The sequence below is a fragment of the Rossellomorea sp. ABR4_004 genome (genome assembly GCF_056159585.1).
The window spans coordinates 68,151-83,853 of the sequence record NZ_JBSWVM010000006.1 but is presented as its reverse complement, the minus strand read 5'-3'; the positions used below and the strand labels follow the sequence as shown (position 1 = coordinate 83,853).

Sequence of the window (15,703 nt, the reverse complement as noted above, 5' to 3'; positions counted from 1 at the left end):
TATTGTTAAAGAAGGCGATGAACGTGTTGGAACAACAAAATAAAAGAGTCGTGATCATAGGTGGAGGGATTACCGGATTAACGACTGCGTACTACTTGCAACAGGAAATTGAAGATAATAACCTTCCCATCGAAGTGAAGCTTGTGGAAGCAACCCATCGACTCGGTGGAAAAGTGCATACCTTGAAAAGGGAAGGTTATGTGATCGAAAAGGGACCGGATTCATGTTTAGCCAGCAAATCAGAAGTATCCCGCTTAGCAGAACGGCTTGGAATTGAGGACACGCTCATTCGTAACCGTAAAGGCACATCTTATGTGATAGCGGGCGGTGAGCTGTACCCTATACCCGGGGGATCCATTGTAGGTATTCCAACCCAAATCGCTCCTTTCATTACGACCAGTCTGTTTTCGTTGACAGGTAAAATGAGGGCTGCCGCGGATTTCGTTCTTCCCCGATCACAGGAAATGGAAGATCAGTCATTGGGGAAATTCTTTCGACGAAGAATGGGGGATGAAGTTGTTGACCATTTGATTGAACCTCTCTTAACAGGCATCTTTGCCGGTGATATCGATCAATTAAGCCTAATGTCAACCTTCCCGCAACTCTATGAATTAGAACAAAAACATCGTAGTTTAATAGCAGGTATTAAAAAGAGCGGCCAATCTGTAAACCCGAATGAAAAAGGGAACTTTCTTACATTTACTGGAGGACTTCAATCTCTGGTCGATGCCATGGAAGCAGGATTGAACCCCAATACGGTATACAAGAGCATGAAAGTAACCAGTATAGAAAAAGAAGACAGCAATGTTTACACGATTACCTTCACAAACGGTGAACAGATGGAAGCCGACAGCGTAATCGTCACCACACCTCATCATGTAGTACAATCCATGTTTCCCACGTATCCTTTCTTAACCTTTTTAAAAGAAATGCCGGCAACATCTGTGGCAACCGTAGCAATGGGGTTCGCACAAGATGCCATAAAAGAAGACATCGCAGGTACGGAATTCCTTGTATCAAGAAACAGTGACTATTCCTTGACGGCGGGAACCTGGACCCATAAAAAATGGCCACACACTGCCCCGGAAGGAAAGGCACTATTGCGATGTTACCTGGGTAAATCCGGTGACGAAACCATCGTCGATTTATCAGATGATGAAATTGAGCAGATTGTCCTTGAAGATCTGAGCAAGGTTATGGATATAGAAGGTGAACCTGAGTTTACAATCGTGTCTCGTTATAAGAACTCCATGCCTCAATATACAGTAGGTCACAGGGGGCGGATCCAGGACATGTATGAACAGGCTGAAGCAAGTCTGCCTGGATTATTTATCGCCGGGAGCTCTTATGAAGGAGTAAGTATTCCTGACTGTATCGTACAGGGGGAAAAGGCTGTATCGAAAGTGATGGAGTATCTGGAATAGGATCATGAAGGCCGCCAGGGTTGGCGGTCTTTTTTGAATCTATTAGGATTGGGGAAGCTAGGAGGATATTTTTTTAAGCTGGAACACCAGAATGACACCTCCTGCAAGCACAACAGGAGGTGCACCACTCACTTCACAACCCGATACCTGGAATGCTGCAGCATCCAATTCTGAGGAAATGCAGATCCCAAAACCCAGTAACTTAAACCTCGCAGTCTATACTCATCCACCGTTTTCTGTTTGGCGAGCATGCTTCGTGCGTCTTCAAACCAGACTTCATGCTTTTGGCCGGCTTCATCCCAATAGGTGAAATAGGGGGATTGATAAACGTCGTTGTATTGAATCCTTACACCATATTTGCTTGCAAGATCAAGTGCTCCTTGAGGGGAGACCGTTTTGGCGAAGGTTCCGTCGACCCATGGAACTTTCCAATCGCGTCCGTAGAGGGGGGCGCCCATCATGATTTTGTTTCTCGGGATGACGGTGACGGCGTAATCAAGTACTTTCTTCACTTCATTGATGGGGGCAATCGCCCACGGTTTGCCGCCTGCCCATCCCCATTCGTATGTCATGAGTACTACAAAGTCGACAATTTCTCCGTGTGCTTTATAGTCATGTGCTTCATATAAAAGTCCTTTTTGATCAGCTTTTATTTTAGGTGCAAGGGCCGTCGACACAGAGTATCCTTTAGGTTTTAGTGCTGCAACGGTTCTTCTTAAGAAAGTATTATAATTTTCCCGGTCCTCGGGATATACATATTCGAAATCAAAATTTAAACCTTTATAGCCCTTCAACTCCATTTTCTTTAAGATGGATGAGATTAAGGTGTTTTGCAGAGTTTCACTTCTTAGAATGGTGGCAACAAGATCAGAGTCGAATTTTCCACCTGTAAAATTTGTGAGAACCAGTAAAGGGTCGACGTTTTGGTTGTATGAGGCTGAAATAAGAGCACTATCATTTAACTCAGTGACCGAACCGTCCTTTGTAATGGAATACGTAAAGGGAGTCAGGTAGGTGAAATAGCTTCCCAAACCGTTCACTTCTGCTACTCCTTCACTGTCTGTCCGGGTAATATAGGCATTTACTTCTGTCGTTAGTTTGGTGTTTGGAATCCTGATTTGCTGGTTTGGATAAATGAGAGAAGGATTCGCAATAGAATTGGCATTTAATATTTCCTGCAGTGGGATTTTATAGTTATAGGAAATGGTATAGAGAGATTCACCTGACTTTACTCTATGGATAAAGGAAGGCATAACAATCAACTGACCGACGAATAGCATGGCAGGATCGGAAATCTGATTGAAATCGATCAGTTCTTTTAAACTTATATTGTATTTTTGGCTAATGCTATACAAAGTGTCTCCTGGTTGCACGATGTATTCTTTTAAAGGCTCCGGAATGAGAAGACTTTGTCCAATCACGAGAATATTAGGGTTTTTCAATTGATTTCCGTAAGAAATTTGATTGACTTCGACACCATATCTCTGTGCGATCGACCAAAGAGAATCCCCGCTTTTGACAACATAAATATTCATTAGACACCTCCTAACAAACCTTATCTTTATAGCCTATTCAGAAGGGCTTATTCTATATGAAAGATGAATGGTATACTAAAAGAAAAAAATCACTTGTGTATTGGCAAGTGATATGGTAAATTTATTAATGTTAAGAAAATGACTAAATTACAATTTTGGTCAAATGGTCATATTGAGGGGTGTGTTCATGGCAATCGATCGAAAGAAACAGGTTCTGGAGGCTGCGACAAATTCGTTTTCATTGTTTGGGTATAAAGCCACGACGATGGATCAAGTGGCAAAATTAGCGAATGTGGGAAAAGGAACGATTTATACGTTTTACAAAAATAAGGAAGAACTGTTTGATGAAATTGTATCATCGTTAATCAATGAAATGAAACGGGAAGCGGAAGAAGTGATTGATCCACAGGACACCTTCTCAGAAAATGTCCATCGTGCATTGTTCCGCATGCTTGAGTTCAGGAAAGAGCATAAGCTGACCATCAAGCTTTATCAAGAAGCCAGGGAAATGGGAACACCTGCTGTATCAGAAGTCATTGAGCGCATGGAGAAAGTGGTCATTGAATTCTTGAGTCAACGAATTGAAAAAGCGATTGCCTCAGAAGCGATTAAGCCATGTAATCCTGAAATGACCGCCTTTGTTATGTTGAAGATGTACGTTTCACTTATTTTCGATTGGGAACGGGCACATGGTCCACTTGATAAAGATGAAATTGCCAATCTCTTTGAACTTTATTTAATTAAAGGGTTATCGAAATGATAGTCCTTCATTTTTTGGCAGCGAATGACTAAATGAATGGAATAGTCATTTATTTTTATCACCAAAATGACTATTTGAACTAAATGGTCAATAATTCAAAATCAGAAAATAATAGGAGGAAAAACATGAAGAATTCATTTATTGGTTCAGAATTCAAAGCAATTTTCAAGAATAAGAAACTTCTCATCCCGATTCTCGCCGTTCTTTTCATCCCTGTTTTGTATAGCGGTATGTTCTTGTGGGCATTTTGGGATCCCTATGAACAGTTGTCAGACTTACCTGTGGCTGTTGTAAACAGTGACAACGGAGCAGAGTTTGACGGGAAGGAATTGCATATTGGTGATGAGCTTGTAGATAAATTGAAGGATAGCGATCAATTCGACTTTCATTTTATCGATAAAGAAGAAGGCTACAAAAATTTAGAAAAGCAGGATTATTACATGCTCGTTGAGATCCCGGAGGATTTCTCTGAAAACGGAACTACATTATTAGAAGATAATCCTAAAAAACTTTCTCTGAAATATGTACCGAACGAAAGCTTTAACTTCCTGTCGGCCCAAATCGGTGATACGGCGATGAAAGAAATCAAAGCCAGTCTTTCTAAGTCTGTATCTGAAACATACGCTGAGACCATGTTTGATAAAATCAAAGAAATGGGAGACGGCTATCAGACGGCCAGTGATAAAGCTTCCGAAATCAATAATGGGGCAATTGATTTATCTCAAGGTGCCAATAAGTTAAAGGATAATTTAGCTGTCCTTGCTGAAAAAAATGTTGAGATGACGGACGGTGTGGCGAAAACCCGTGCAGGTGCTGAGAAACTCGCAAAAGGTTCTCAGGAACTATCGGACGGTGTCGGGGTCATGAATGATAAATCACAACAATTGTATGAAGGAACAAAGAATGTCCAATCAGGGATTGATGCACTTGCAGCTGGAATCGATAAAAGTAAGGCAGGTTTAGAGCAGGTGGATGCAGGATTAGCCAGTGCAGTGGCTAATACTTCAAAAGATTCGGAACTATATGGTGGTACTAAGAAACTCGCTGCCGGGCTTGAAGAATTGAAAGGGTATGCGAATAGTGCAGGGACTGGTGCTCAGCAAATCAATTCCGGGGCGGCTGAATTGGAAAAACAATTAGCTCCATTTATGGGAAGTCTTCCTGAAGAACAACGTGCTGGATTAGAAGCAGCCATTACACAAATAAAAAATGGGGCTTCGGATCTTCAAACAGGTACAGGTGCATTAAGTAAGGGAGCAGGGAACCTGAAAAATGGGGCAGATGGTCTTACAGCCGGCATTGAGAAACTGAATAAGGGCCAAATGGAGCTTCATGCCGGAGTCGGACAATTAGTAGACGGCTCAGCCCAACTAGATCAAGGGTCCAACCAGCTTCAAGCAGGTCAGGGTGAAATTGTGAAAAACTTTGGCCTATTAAATGATAAGCTTGGTGAAGTATATCAAGGAACAGTAAGTGTTGCTTCAGGAGCAAATGAATTAAGCTCAGGCCTTAACAGAGTATACAATGGCTCCACTCAATTAACAGACGGGTCTAAGAAACTTGCCGACGGTTCAACAGAGTTGGCAGCTGGAACAACCAAACTATCAGATGGAACAACGGAATATGAAACAAGGCTGAAAGACGCAGCAAAAGAAGCAAACAGTGTCAAAGCGGATGAAGAAACGTACGACATGATGGCTGGTCCAGTTGATGTGAAAAATGAAAAAATCAATCATGTTCCAAACTACGGAACTGGTTTTGCTCCTTATTTCTTATCTCTCGGATTATTTGTCGGAGCACTATTAATTTCGATTGTGTATCCATTGAAAGAACCAGCAAATCGTCCATCAAGCGGGATGAGTTGGTTCATGGGTAAATTCACTGTTCTTACAGTCGTCGGGATCATTCAATCATTGATTGCAGCTGGCATATTGCTGTTGGGATTAGGTCTTGAAGTGGAAAGTGTACCATTATTCTTACTTTCTACAATCATTACGAGTCTTACATTCCTTGCCCTCATCCAAATGCTTGTTACGATTTTAGGTGATCCAGGGCGCTTTGTAGCGATTATCATACTAATCCTTCAATTAACTACAAGCGCAGGGACATTCCCATTAGAATTAATCCCGACTGCTCTGCAGCCAATCAGTGCATTGTTACCAATGACATACTCAGTGGCAGCATTTAAAGCAGTCATTTCAAGCGGGGACTTTGCCTTCATGTGGCAGAACCTCTTCCTACTCCTGGGATACTTCGGTGTGTTTATCGCAATGACGGTTGTATTCTTTGTAGGGCTGTTCAAGAAACAATATACAAAAACAGTAGAAGCTTAAGGAAAAAAAAGGGAGATGTCACACACATTTCCCTTTTTTTCTTCATAAAATGGACAAACCATCCATAAGCATGAGAGTGTATACTAATTGGTGAGAAGTACATAATGGTGAGACACCTAAAAAGAAGCATGTATAAAGGAGAGTTCTGGATGAAGAAAGTAAGTTTGTTTGTACTGGTGGGCTTTCTCGCGTTGTTTATCGCTGCCTGCGGGAATTCAAATGAAGATAATGGATCAAAAGAAGATGAAAAATTGGAAGCTATTGAGGCAAAGTTAGACGTGCCTGAAAATGGTGAAAAAGGAGAAACCGTTTCGCTTTCTACTAAAGTCACTCAAGGTGATGAGAACGTCGAGGACGCTGGCGAAGTGAAATATGAGATTTGGAAAAATGGTCATAAAGAAGAAAGTGAAATGATCGAAGCTAAGCATGATAAGAACGGAGTATACAAAGCTGAAAAGACGTTTGAAGAAGATGGCATGTATACTGTGCAAGTCCATGTAACAGCCCGTGATATGCACACCATGCCAAAAGCTGAAATTGCGATTGGCGAAGTAGATGTTGAGGAACATGGTGAAGAGAGCGAGAACGATCACCACGGTCACCACGAAAGCTCTGTTTCCATCCATCTTATGAAGCCTGATATGATTAAAATGAATGAAGAAGCAGAAATGAACGTTCATGTGGAAAATGAAGAAGGTGCACTGGAAAAAGCAGAAGTGCGTTTGGAAATTTATAAAGAGGGTCAAGAGAAACATGAGTGGGTCGACTTATCTCAAGGTGAAGCCGGTAAGTATAGCGCTTCCTATACATTCCCGGATAAGGGGACATATAATGTACAGGTTCACGTGACCAAAGGTGAAGAAATTCACGAACACACAATGCAAACAGTGGAAGTACAATAAACATAAAAAGGATGCTTTTCATTTTGAAAAGCATCCTTTTTATTACCCCTTTTTCTTCATCATTAATACTCGTAATCAGTCGTACATTTCTCGCAATAAATGCCGTAACATTCATGCTGCTCCTCAATTGTATCTCCACATTGTGCACAAGACTTAGGCGGCAAATTTCGAAAGAACTCCACAATATTTTTTACCATGTTCATCACCCTCCGTAAATTTTTTCACCCATCAATTGTTTGTGTTATATAACTGATGTGTTAATTTATTTTATTGTATTATAACAGTATGTATTTCGTCAACGATTAATTCAAAAATAGGCGAAAAAAATGAAAAAATAGGCACAATGAAGTATAGTAGGGGTACATACTAAAGTGAAAGGCGATGTTCAAAAATGAAGCTAACCGTTATTGGCCAATGGGGCGGCTATCCGAAGGCAGGAGAAGCGAGCACCGGGTATTTACTTGAGTATAAAGGCTTCAAACTGCTCATTGACTGTGGCAGTGGTGTACTATCCCATCTGCAACATCACGTAGAGGCAACAGATTTAGATGCGGTCCTTCTGTCCCACTATCATCCAGATCATGTAGCAGATTTAGGTGTACTACAACACGCTTTATTGATTCAATACTTCCTGGGGAAAAATAAAGGTACATTACCTGTATATGCCCATAGAGAAGATCAACGGGGTTTCGATACGATTACATATAAAAATTTGATGAAAGCCCATGAATATAAGGAAGATACATCATTATCGATTGGTCCTTTCACGGTAACATTTGTTAAAACCAAGCATCCCGTTCCATGCTATGGAATGAGAATCGAAGCAGACGGTAAATCGTTGTTCTATACAGCAGACTCGGCTTTCAAAGAGTCATTTGTTTCATTTGGGAAAGACGCAGATGTACTGCTCTGTGAATGCAATTTTTATGGAGGGATGGATGCCTCGAACGCTGGTCACATGACGAGTCTCGACGCCGGAAATCTTGCACAAAAAACGAATGCAAGAAAGCTCATACTGACGCATTTACCTCATTTCGGTGAACTGGAGTCCTTGGTAACAGAAGCGAAAACCATGTATAACGGCGAGGTACTGTTAGCAAAAAAAGATATGAAAGTAGATATTTAGGGGGAAAAAAGATGTTATTTATCGATAATAAAGGGATCACGGATCCCAGGATCAATCTTGCTATTGAAGAATATGCACTGAAGAACTTAGATATTAATGAAAGCTATTTATTATTTTATATAAATGAACCTTCCATCATTATCGGCAAGAACCAAAATACGATCGAAGAGATTAATACAGACTATGTGGAGAAGCAAGGTCTGCATGTCGTTCGCCGCCTTTCCGGTGGGGGAGCGGTCTATCACGACTTAGGAAACCTGAACTTCAGCTTTATCACGAAGGATGACGGAGAAAGCTTTCACAACTTCAAAAAATTCACTGAGCCTGTTGTAACTGCCCTTCATAAACTGGGGGTGAAGGCGGAGCTTAGCGGACGGAACGATATTATTGCAGAAGGCAGAAAGATTTCCGGAAACGCCCAGTTCTCCACTAAGGGTCGGATGTTCAGCCACGGAACGCTGCTGTTCGATTCCGAAATGGAAAACGTCGTATCAGCTCTACGGGTTAAAAAGGACAAGATTGAATCAAAAGGGATCAAGTCGATCCGGAGCCGTGTGGCTAACATTTCTGAATTCCTGTCAGAAAAAATGACCATCGAACAATTCCGTTCAACCCTTCTGGATTATATTTTCGACGGAAACGACGTAGAAGAATATGTCCTGACGGAAGAAGACTGGAAGAACATCCATGAGCTTTCAAAAGAACGCTATCAGAACTGGGATTGGAACTACGGTAAATCACCGAAATTCAATCTCCAACATTCTCACCGCTTCCCGGTCGGATCCATTGACGTCCGTCTCGAAGTGAACAAAGGGAAAATCGATAACTGTAAAATTTTTGGTGATTTCTTCGGAGTCGGAAATGTAGAAGACATTGAAGAAAAGCTGACAGGCACACGCTATGAACGAAAAGACATTGCCGGAGCTTTAGAGGGCGTTGATATTCAACACTATTTCGGGAATGTGACGAAGGATGAATTTGTGGATTTGGTGTATTAACGATTAATAACTCTCCTTTAATGAGGAGGGTTATTTTTTTGTTTAAAAAATACCGCAAAAAAATCAGATTTTTTAAAAAATTACGTAAATATTTCACATTATGAAATTATCATAAGTTTTATCTTTTAAAAAGCTATAGTATGGAGTCAGATTAAGAAATGAGGAGGTGGCATGTAACATGGATATACGTGATTTAAGAAATTGTTTTGGTAAGTTTGCCACGGGAGTAACGGTTGTTACGTGGAAAGGTGATAACAATCAGAATCATGGTATTACGGTAAATTCGTTTACGTCTGTATCATTGGATCCTCCATTAGTATTAGTATCTATTGATAAAAAAGCCAAAGCCTATGAAAGAATGAAAGAAAAGCCTTTTGTTATTAATATATTGGCAGCTGGTCAGGAAGCTGTGGCTTGGCAATTTGCCGGAAAAGAACAACAAGGATTGCAAATCGAATGGGAAGATACCGACTGTGGACCACTTATTAAAAATTCATTAGCTACAATTGAATGCAACTCCTGGAATGAATATGAAGGTGGAGACCATGTTTTATTTGTTGGTGAAGTTCAAAATTACCATTACGAAGAAGGTAATAGTTTAGTATTTTTCCAAGGTAAATTTTTAGAAACAAATTCAATCGACAACTACGTTAAAAAATAGTAGTAAAGGGGGATGTTTAAATGACAATTCGTACTGGTGCTCAGTATATAGAAGGTTTGAAATCTCGACAACCAGAAGTTTGGCTAGGTGGAAAGAAAGTAGAGGATGTATATGAGGAAGAAGTATTCCGCCAGCCAATCCATGAAATTGCAAATCTCTACGATATTCAAAATGACCCAAAATACAAAGAGGAAATCACCTACATATGTGAAGAAACAGGTGAGAGATATTCCCACGCATTTAAAGTTCCCAAATCGTATGAAGATTTAAAGGCAAGAAGTAAGCTATTTGAAGTGTGGGCAAAAGCAACCTTTGGGCTTATGGGAAGAACACCGGATTTTCTTAATGTAACGATCACTGCAATGGCCAGCAATAAGTGGTTTCTGGAACAATACAATCCGGAATGGGCGAAGAATATGGTGAACTACTACGAATATATTCGGGCCAACGACTTATTCTTGACTCATGCCATCATAAATCCTCAAAATGACCGCAGTAAAGCCTCTCATGAACAGGAAAAGGAGTTTACACATCTAGGGGTTGTTGAAGAAAGACCTGATGGTTTTATCGTAAGAGGAGCCAAGATGTTGGCTACACTTGCTCCAATAACAGATGAAGTGATCATATATTCCTTCCCAGGGTTTCAGCCGGGCGATGAAAAGCATGCCATCGCATTTGCTTTGCCTATAGACACACCGGGTCTGCGGATTGTTTGTAGAGAGCCGATGCAAGATGGAAAACGATCTGTATTAGACCATCCACTCGCTTCCAGATATGAAGAAATGGATGCATTACTTGTCTTTAATGATGTATTTGTTCCAAGTGACCGTATTTTTATCAATCAAAATATTGAAGCTGCCAATCTATTATATCCGAAGACTGGAATTGGACAGCAGCCTGCTCATCAATCAGGGGTAAGAGGATTAGTAAAACTGCAATTTGCTTCTGAAGTAGCGGCAAGAGTGGCCGATTCCATTGGTGTGGACGGATATTTAAACGTTCAAACACAATTAGGGGAGCTTATGCAGTCTGTTGAAGCAGTACGCGCGCTATTAAGAGTGGCAGAATACGAATTTGAAACGACGTCAAGCGGAGAAGTAAGACCTGCCGGTACACCTCTTGAGACCATTCGTGGGATGTTGCCTAAGCTCTATCCACGCGCCATTGAGGTGATGCAAACTGTCGGTGCCGGTGGATTATTGATGTCACCTACATTTGCTGATTTTGAGCAGCCTGAACTTCGGGAGGATGTTCAGAAATATTATGTAGGACGTGAAGGAGTAACGTCAGAAGAACGGGTTCAACTATTTAAACTTGCATGGGATCTATGCGGTGAAGCATTTGGACAGAGGCTACTGCAATATGAGCGTTATTATTCAGGTGATCCTCTAAGAAGACTGGGTCGTTTCTATGCAGGGTTTAAACAGAATCACTCTTTTGCAATGGTTGATGAAGCATTAAAAGGCTCAAAAGACCTTCAAGGACAACCGACCCCGTAAATGTAAGCGCTTTATTTTAATTCGTTGCAAGCAGGTAATTCAACAAGATTTGTCAAAGTTCTTAAATTGGTGCTATTGGCCAATAGTAGGATGAGGGGGATAATAAGTGATTTCTTCTGTAAAAAAGATTTCCAAAATTCTGAATTGCTTCACCAATGACGAACCGGCATTAGGCAATAATGAAATTGCCGAAAGACTCGGAATGAATCCAAGTACTATCCATCATTTAGTGCGGACCCTTTGTGAAGAGGGAATGCTGATTCAAGATAGCCGAAAAAAATACCGATTAGGCTGGAAGCTATTAGAATGGAGCAATCACGTGATGTATCAGCAGGATATTTATAGTGAGGCGACTCCATTTTGTGAAAGTCTCATACGAAAGTTTCACGGTACGGTCCATATTGGTATGTTCGATTCAGGAGAAGTTCGATTCGTGTTAAAAGTGAAATCAAAAACATCACTTCCAGTACCCACTTATGTCGGGGCAACGAAACCGGCTTATTGTACGAGTACGGGAAAAATTTTGTTGGCTTATAACCCTTCTCTGATTAAACCTACGATTGCCAAGGGACTTTTACAGCGTGCACCTAATACAATTACCTGTATTTCAAAATTAAAAGAAGAATTAAAGCAAATAAAAGCCCAGGGGTATGCGATTAGCAATAATGAGAATGAACTAGGGCTATATGGTATAGCGGCGCCTATTCGATCATATACGGGTCAAACGATCGCTGCGCTTAATATGGTTGGACCAATCACATATATGAATGGCAGCAATCGTAATGAAATGATTAGAAATGTGGTTAATACAGCTGAAAAAATTTCAAAAGATATCGGTTATATAAGCAGTGTATTGTAACACCTACAATCATTCAGGAGGTTATGAAATGACTACTCAATCAAAATCATTCTTAAAAACAAGAGTTCTGGATTTATTGAAAACAATTGAAGAAAACAAAGATTTATTGAAACCGCCAGTGAACAATAAAGTGCTTTGGGAAGACTCTGAATTTATTGCCATGTTACTTGGAGGTCCCAATAAACGTCGTGATTTCCATGTAGATCCATCTGATGAATTCTTCTATCAAATTAAAGGCAATGCATATGTAGAGTGCATTAATGATGAAGGAAAACGTGAAGTGGTAACTGTAGGGGAAGGCGAAATATTTATGCTGCCGGCAAATGTACCCCACTCTCCTCATAGAGTTGCAGATTCCTATGGAATTGTTTTAGAAAGAAAAAGGGATCAGGGAGAACTTGAAAGCTTTGTATGGTTCTGTGATAAATGTGACCATGAAATGCACCGGGCCACTGTTCAACTGACAAATATTGAAACACAGGTGAAAGAAGCGATAGAACATTTTAATTCAAGTGAAGATCTGCGTATATGTGAAAAGTGTGGGTATAAAATGCCGCCTGAAGCTGAGGAATGGAAATGAGAGTAGATTTTCATACCCATATCATTCCGAAAGACCTCCCGGATTTTGCTGAAAAATATGGAGGGAAATGGCCGGTCCTCCATCAAACTTGTGCGTGTGGAGCTAATATTTTAGTAGAAGGTAAGATATTTAGAGAAGTGACAGATCAAGTATGGAGTCCTGAAAAGAGAATACAGGATATGGATAGAGAAGGTGTAGACATTCAGGTGCTTTCTCCCATTCCCGTCACGTTCTCTTACTGGTCAAATAAGGATGCAGCACTTGAAATGGCACGGATTCAAAATGACTTTATTTCAAAAACCGTTCATGAGCATCCCTCCCGTTTTGTAGGTTTAGGGACTGTTCCCATGCAGGATGCAGCAACTGCAGTAGCTGAAATGGATCGTTGCATAAATGAATTAAATTTATACGGAATTGAGATAGGTACAAATGTAAATGGCGAAAATTTAGATGCACCTGAATTCCTCGAGTTTTTCGAGATGGCCGAGAAATGGAATGTGCCTTTATTCATTCATCCGTGGGAGACGATGGCTAAGGATCGAACACCGCGACATAACTTTATGTATACCATCGGAATGCCGAGTGAGACAGCTCTTGCCGCTGCCAGTCTTGTTTGGAGCGGTGTGATAGAGAAATTTCCTAGTTTGAAAATTTGTTTTGCCCATGGTGGAGGGTCGTTCCCGTACATTTTACCAAGACTGGATCAAGGGTGGAATGTATGGCCGCAATTACGATTAACAACGCATCCACCAAGTCATTATGTGAAGAATTTCTATTTTGATTCCTTAAACTATGATTCCTTAAATGTGAACTATCTAATTGATCGATTTGGTCATGAGAAAGTAATGATGGGGTCAGATTATCCATTTTTATTAAGAGAGATTCCACCAGGAAGAGTAATAGATGGAATGAACGAATTAACAGACGTCCAAAGGCGAATGATCTTAGGTGAAAATGCGTTGAGATTCTTAAATATAAAGGAGTTAAAATCTGACTATGGAACAAAAACTAATGACACCAGAGGAGAAACTTCAAAGTCTGGGACTTAAGCTTTCTCCTGTACGCCCTGTAGTGGGGAATTATGTTAGTAGAGTTCGTGTTGGCAACCTGATTTTTACTTCTGGTCAAGGAGTCGATGAATATCATGGAAAGATTGGCACTGACTTTGATGTACAGGAGGGTTATCAGGCTGCCCGTCAATCCATGATGAATCTATTAAACGTGTTGAAGGATGAACTTGGAGAACTCTCTAGAGTTAAGAGAATCGTGAAAATATTAGGATTTGTCAATTGTACAGAGAATTTTAAGGATCAGCCAAAAGTAATGAATGGTGCTTCTGATTTATTAGTAGAGGTTTTTGGTGAAAAAGGTAAGCACGCCAGGTCAGCTGTGGGGATGGCACAATTGCCTGGAGGAACAGCCATTGAAATTGAAATGATTGTAGAAATAGAAGACCCATCAATTTAAATGAAATGAAAAAGGTGACATGTTTGTCACCTTTTTTCAAAAATAAAAACGTGTGAATAGTAGCAGGGGGGACTTTCAGTGCATTTAAAAGAAAAATCCAATCAGAAAGTTAGACCGATAGATTGCAGACATTTCATTAATGGTGAATATAGAGATTCATTTGATATGAAAACATTCGAAAATATGAATCCAGCTACTGAGGAGATAATTGGAAGGGTATCGGAAGGCGGGAAGAAGGAAGTGGATGAAGCTGTAAAAGCAGCAAAAACCGCTTTAAAGGGACCGTGGAAAACCTTCACTTCAAGCCAACGTTCTGCTGTTTTAAGACGTATTGGTGATCTAATTCTTGAACGAAAAGAAGAATTAGCTGCACTTGAATCCATGGATACTGGAAAACCTTATCAAATGGCACTTGAAATTGATATTCCAAGAGCTGCCTATAATTTTCATTTCTTTGCAGACTACTTGACCTCTATGGGTACAGAGGCATATCAGCAGGATCAACAAGCCCTTCATTACTCCATTCGCCGGCCGGTTGGTGTAGTGGGGATGATCAATCCTTGGAACCTGCCATTATTACTTCTTACATGGAAGATGGCACCTTGCCTTGCAGCTGGAAATACAGCAGTTATGAAGCCTGCTGAGTGGACGCCCATGACAGCTACGGTACTGGCAGAAATATGTAAAGAAGCAGGAGTACCAGACGGGGTAGTGAATCTTGTTCATGGTTTTGGACCTGGCTCAGCAGGGGCTGCCATTACCGAACATCCTGACGTAGATGCTGTTACGTTCACAGGGGAAACCAAAACAGGAACCGCGATCATGAAAGCCGCTGCCCCATCTTTAAAGAAACTGTCATATGAACTTGGTGGGAAAAATCCTAACATCATTTTTGCAGATTCCGACCTTGATGAAGTGATCGATACGACACTTAAATCAAGTTTTATGAATCAAGGGGAAGTATGTCTGTGTGGTTCCAGAATTTATGTTGAAAGTTCGGTATATGAATCCTTTTTAGAGAAGTTTGTTGCCAGAACAAAAGAGCTCACTGTAGGTAATCCATTCCGGGATGAAACCAAAGTTGGCGCAGTAATAAGTAAAGAACACTATGATCGAGTGTTGGGCTACATACAATCGGCGAGAGATGAAGGCGGAACCATCCTTGCCGGGGGAGGTCGTCTTCAGGAAGAAGACAAAGGGTATTTTATCATGCCGACGATCATTGTTGGCCTAGATAAAGATGCAACATGTGTACGTGAAGAAATATTTGGACCTGTTGTGACGGTACTTCCTTTTGAAACGGAAGAAGAAGTCATTGAACAAGCAAACGATACTCATTATGGATTAGGGACGACGATTTGGACAAATGATTTACGAAGAGCCCATCGAGTAGCTCACCAAATAGAAGCAGGAATCATTTGGGTGAACACCTGGTATTTGCGAGATCTGCGCACTCCATTTGGAGGTATGAAACAAAGCGGTATTGGCAGAGAGGGAGGCATGCATAGTTTCGAATTTTATAGTGAGCTTTCCAATATCACGATTAAATTATAGGAAAG

General features: G+C 40.8%; 15 protein-coding genes. 13 read left to right on the top strand and 2 right to left on the bottom strand.

The annotated features are described in order from the left end of the window. Nucleotides 1-17: 17 nt before the first annotated feature. The gene (gene hemY / locus ACXAF2_RS21875; protein WP_475141813.1) at nt 18-1,424 is read left to right on the top strand and encodes a protoporphyrinogen oxidase; all 1,407 of its coding nucleotides are present in this window, start codon (nt 18-20) and stop codon (nt 1,422-1,424) included. 128 nt (nt 1,425-1,552) lie between these two features. On the opposite strand, the gene ACXAF2_RS21870 is transcribed toward hemY, so the two are convergent. Continuing rightward, nucleotides 1,553-2,959: a LysM peptidoglycan-binding domain-containing protein gene (locus tag ACXAF2_RS21870; protein WP_475141812.1), complete on the bottom strand. Its 1,407-nt coding sequence runs from the start codon at nt 2,957-2,959 to the stop codon at nt 1,553-1,555. A gap of 187 nt (nt 2,960-3,146) precedes the next feature. Between ACXAF2_RS21870 and ACXAF2_RS21865 the strand changes: the two genes are divergently transcribed. The 3 genes from ACXAF2_RS21865 to ACXAF2_RS21855 all read left to right on the top strand — a co-directional run bounded on the left by ACXAF2_RS21865 (nt 3,147) and on the right by ACXAF2_RS21855 (nt 6,954). Further along, complete coding sequence (locus ACXAF2_RS21865; RefSeq protein ID WP_475141811.1) at nt 3,147-3,719, top strand: TetR/AcrR family transcriptional regulator; 573 nt, start codon at nt 3,147-3,149, stop codon at nt 3,717-3,719. A 125-nt stretch (nt 3,720-3,844) separates the two neighbouring features. Further along, nucleotides 3,845-6,052 carry a YhgE/Pip family protein gene (locus ACXAF2_RS21860; protein WP_475141810.1) on the top strand — a complete coding sequence of 736 codons (2,208 nt, stop codon included), beginning with the start codon at nt 3,845-3,847 and terminating at the stop codon, nt 6,050-6,052. 149 nt (nt 6,053-6,201) lie between these two features. Next, nucleotides 6,202-6,954, top strand: coding sequence for a FixH family protein (locus ACXAF2_RS21855; RefSeq protein ID WP_475141809.1), 753 nt, complete (start codon nt 6,202-6,204; stop codon nt 6,952-6,954). Between the two features lie 62 nt (nt 6,955-7,016). On the opposite strand, the gene yhfH is transcribed toward ACXAF2_RS21855, so the two are convergent. Beyond that, entirely contained in the window at nt 7,017-7,151 is a 135-nt protein-coding gene (gene yhfH / locus ACXAF2_RS21850) for a protein YhfH (RefSeq protein ID WP_079533738.1), read from the bottom strand. A gap of 194 nt (nt 7,152-7,345) precedes the next feature. Between yhfH and ACXAF2_RS21845 the strand changes: the two genes are divergently transcribed. The 9 genes from ACXAF2_RS21845 to ACXAF2_RS21805 all read left to right on the top strand — a co-directional run bounded on the left by ACXAF2_RS21845 (nt 7,346) and on the right by ACXAF2_RS21805 (nt 15,698). Continuing rightward, on the top strand, nt 7,346-8,080 hold the full coding sequence (locus ACXAF2_RS21845; RefSeq protein ID WP_475141807.1) for an MBL fold metallo-hydrolase: 735 nt from the start codon (nt 7,346-7,348) through the stop codon (nt 8,078-8,080). Nucleotides 8,081-8,091: 11 nt separating this feature from the next. Beyond that, nucleotides 8,092-9,078: a lipoate--protein ligase gene (locus ACXAF2_RS21840; RefSeq protein ID WP_475141805.1), complete on the top strand. Its 987-nt coding sequence runs from the start codon at nt 8,092-8,094 to the stop codon at nt 9,076-9,078. A gap of 178 nt (nt 9,079-9,256) precedes the next feature. Further along, nucleotides 9,257-9,739 (top strand): flavin reductase family protein, encoded by a 483-nt coding sequence (locus tag ACXAF2_RS21835; protein WP_475141803.1) that lies wholly within the window; start codon nt 9,257-9,259, stop codon nt 9,737-9,739. A gap of 20 nt (nt 9,740-9,759) precedes the next feature. Then, nucleotides 9,760-11,238, top strand: coding sequence for a 4-hydroxyphenylacetate 3-hydroxylase family protein (locus ACXAF2_RS21830; RefSeq protein WP_475141801.1), 1,479 nt, complete (start codon nt 9,760-9,762; stop codon nt 11,236-11,238). 106 nt (nt 11,239-11,344) lie between these two features. Further along, nucleotides 11,345-12,097, top strand: coding sequence for an IclR family transcriptional regulator (locus ACXAF2_RS21825; RefSeq protein ID WP_475141799.1), 753 nt, complete (start codon nt 11,345-11,347; stop codon nt 12,095-12,097). A 28-nt stretch (nt 12,098-12,125) separates the two neighbouring features. Next, nucleotides 12,126-12,677, top strand: a complete 552-nt coding sequence (locus ACXAF2_RS21820) for a 3-hydroxyanthranilate 3,4-dioxygenase (protein ID WP_148968372.1) — start codon at nt 12,126-12,128, stop codon at nt 12,675-12,677. Then, the gene (locus ACXAF2_RS21815; protein WP_475141798.1) at nt 12,668-13,726 is read left to right on the top strand and encodes an amidohydrolase family protein; all 1,059 of its coding nucleotides are present in this window, start codon (nt 12,668-12,670) and stop codon (nt 13,724-13,726) included. Before ACXAF2_RS21820 ends, ACXAF2_RS21815 begins: the two co-directional genes overlap by 10 nt. Then, nucleotides 13,674-14,144: a RidA family protein gene (locus tag ACXAF2_RS21810; protein WP_475141796.1), complete on the top strand. Its 471-nt coding sequence runs from the start codon at nt 13,674-13,676 to the stop codon at nt 14,142-14,144. Before ACXAF2_RS21815 ends, ACXAF2_RS21810 begins: the two co-directional genes overlap by 53 nt. Before the next feature lie 78 nt (nt 14,145-14,222). Further along, nucleotides 14,223-15,698, top strand: coding sequence for an aldehyde dehydrogenase (locus ACXAF2_RS21805; protein WP_475141794.1), 1,476 nt, complete (start codon nt 14,223-14,225; stop codon nt 15,696-15,698). Nucleotides 15,699-15,703 lie beyond the last annotated feature (5 nt).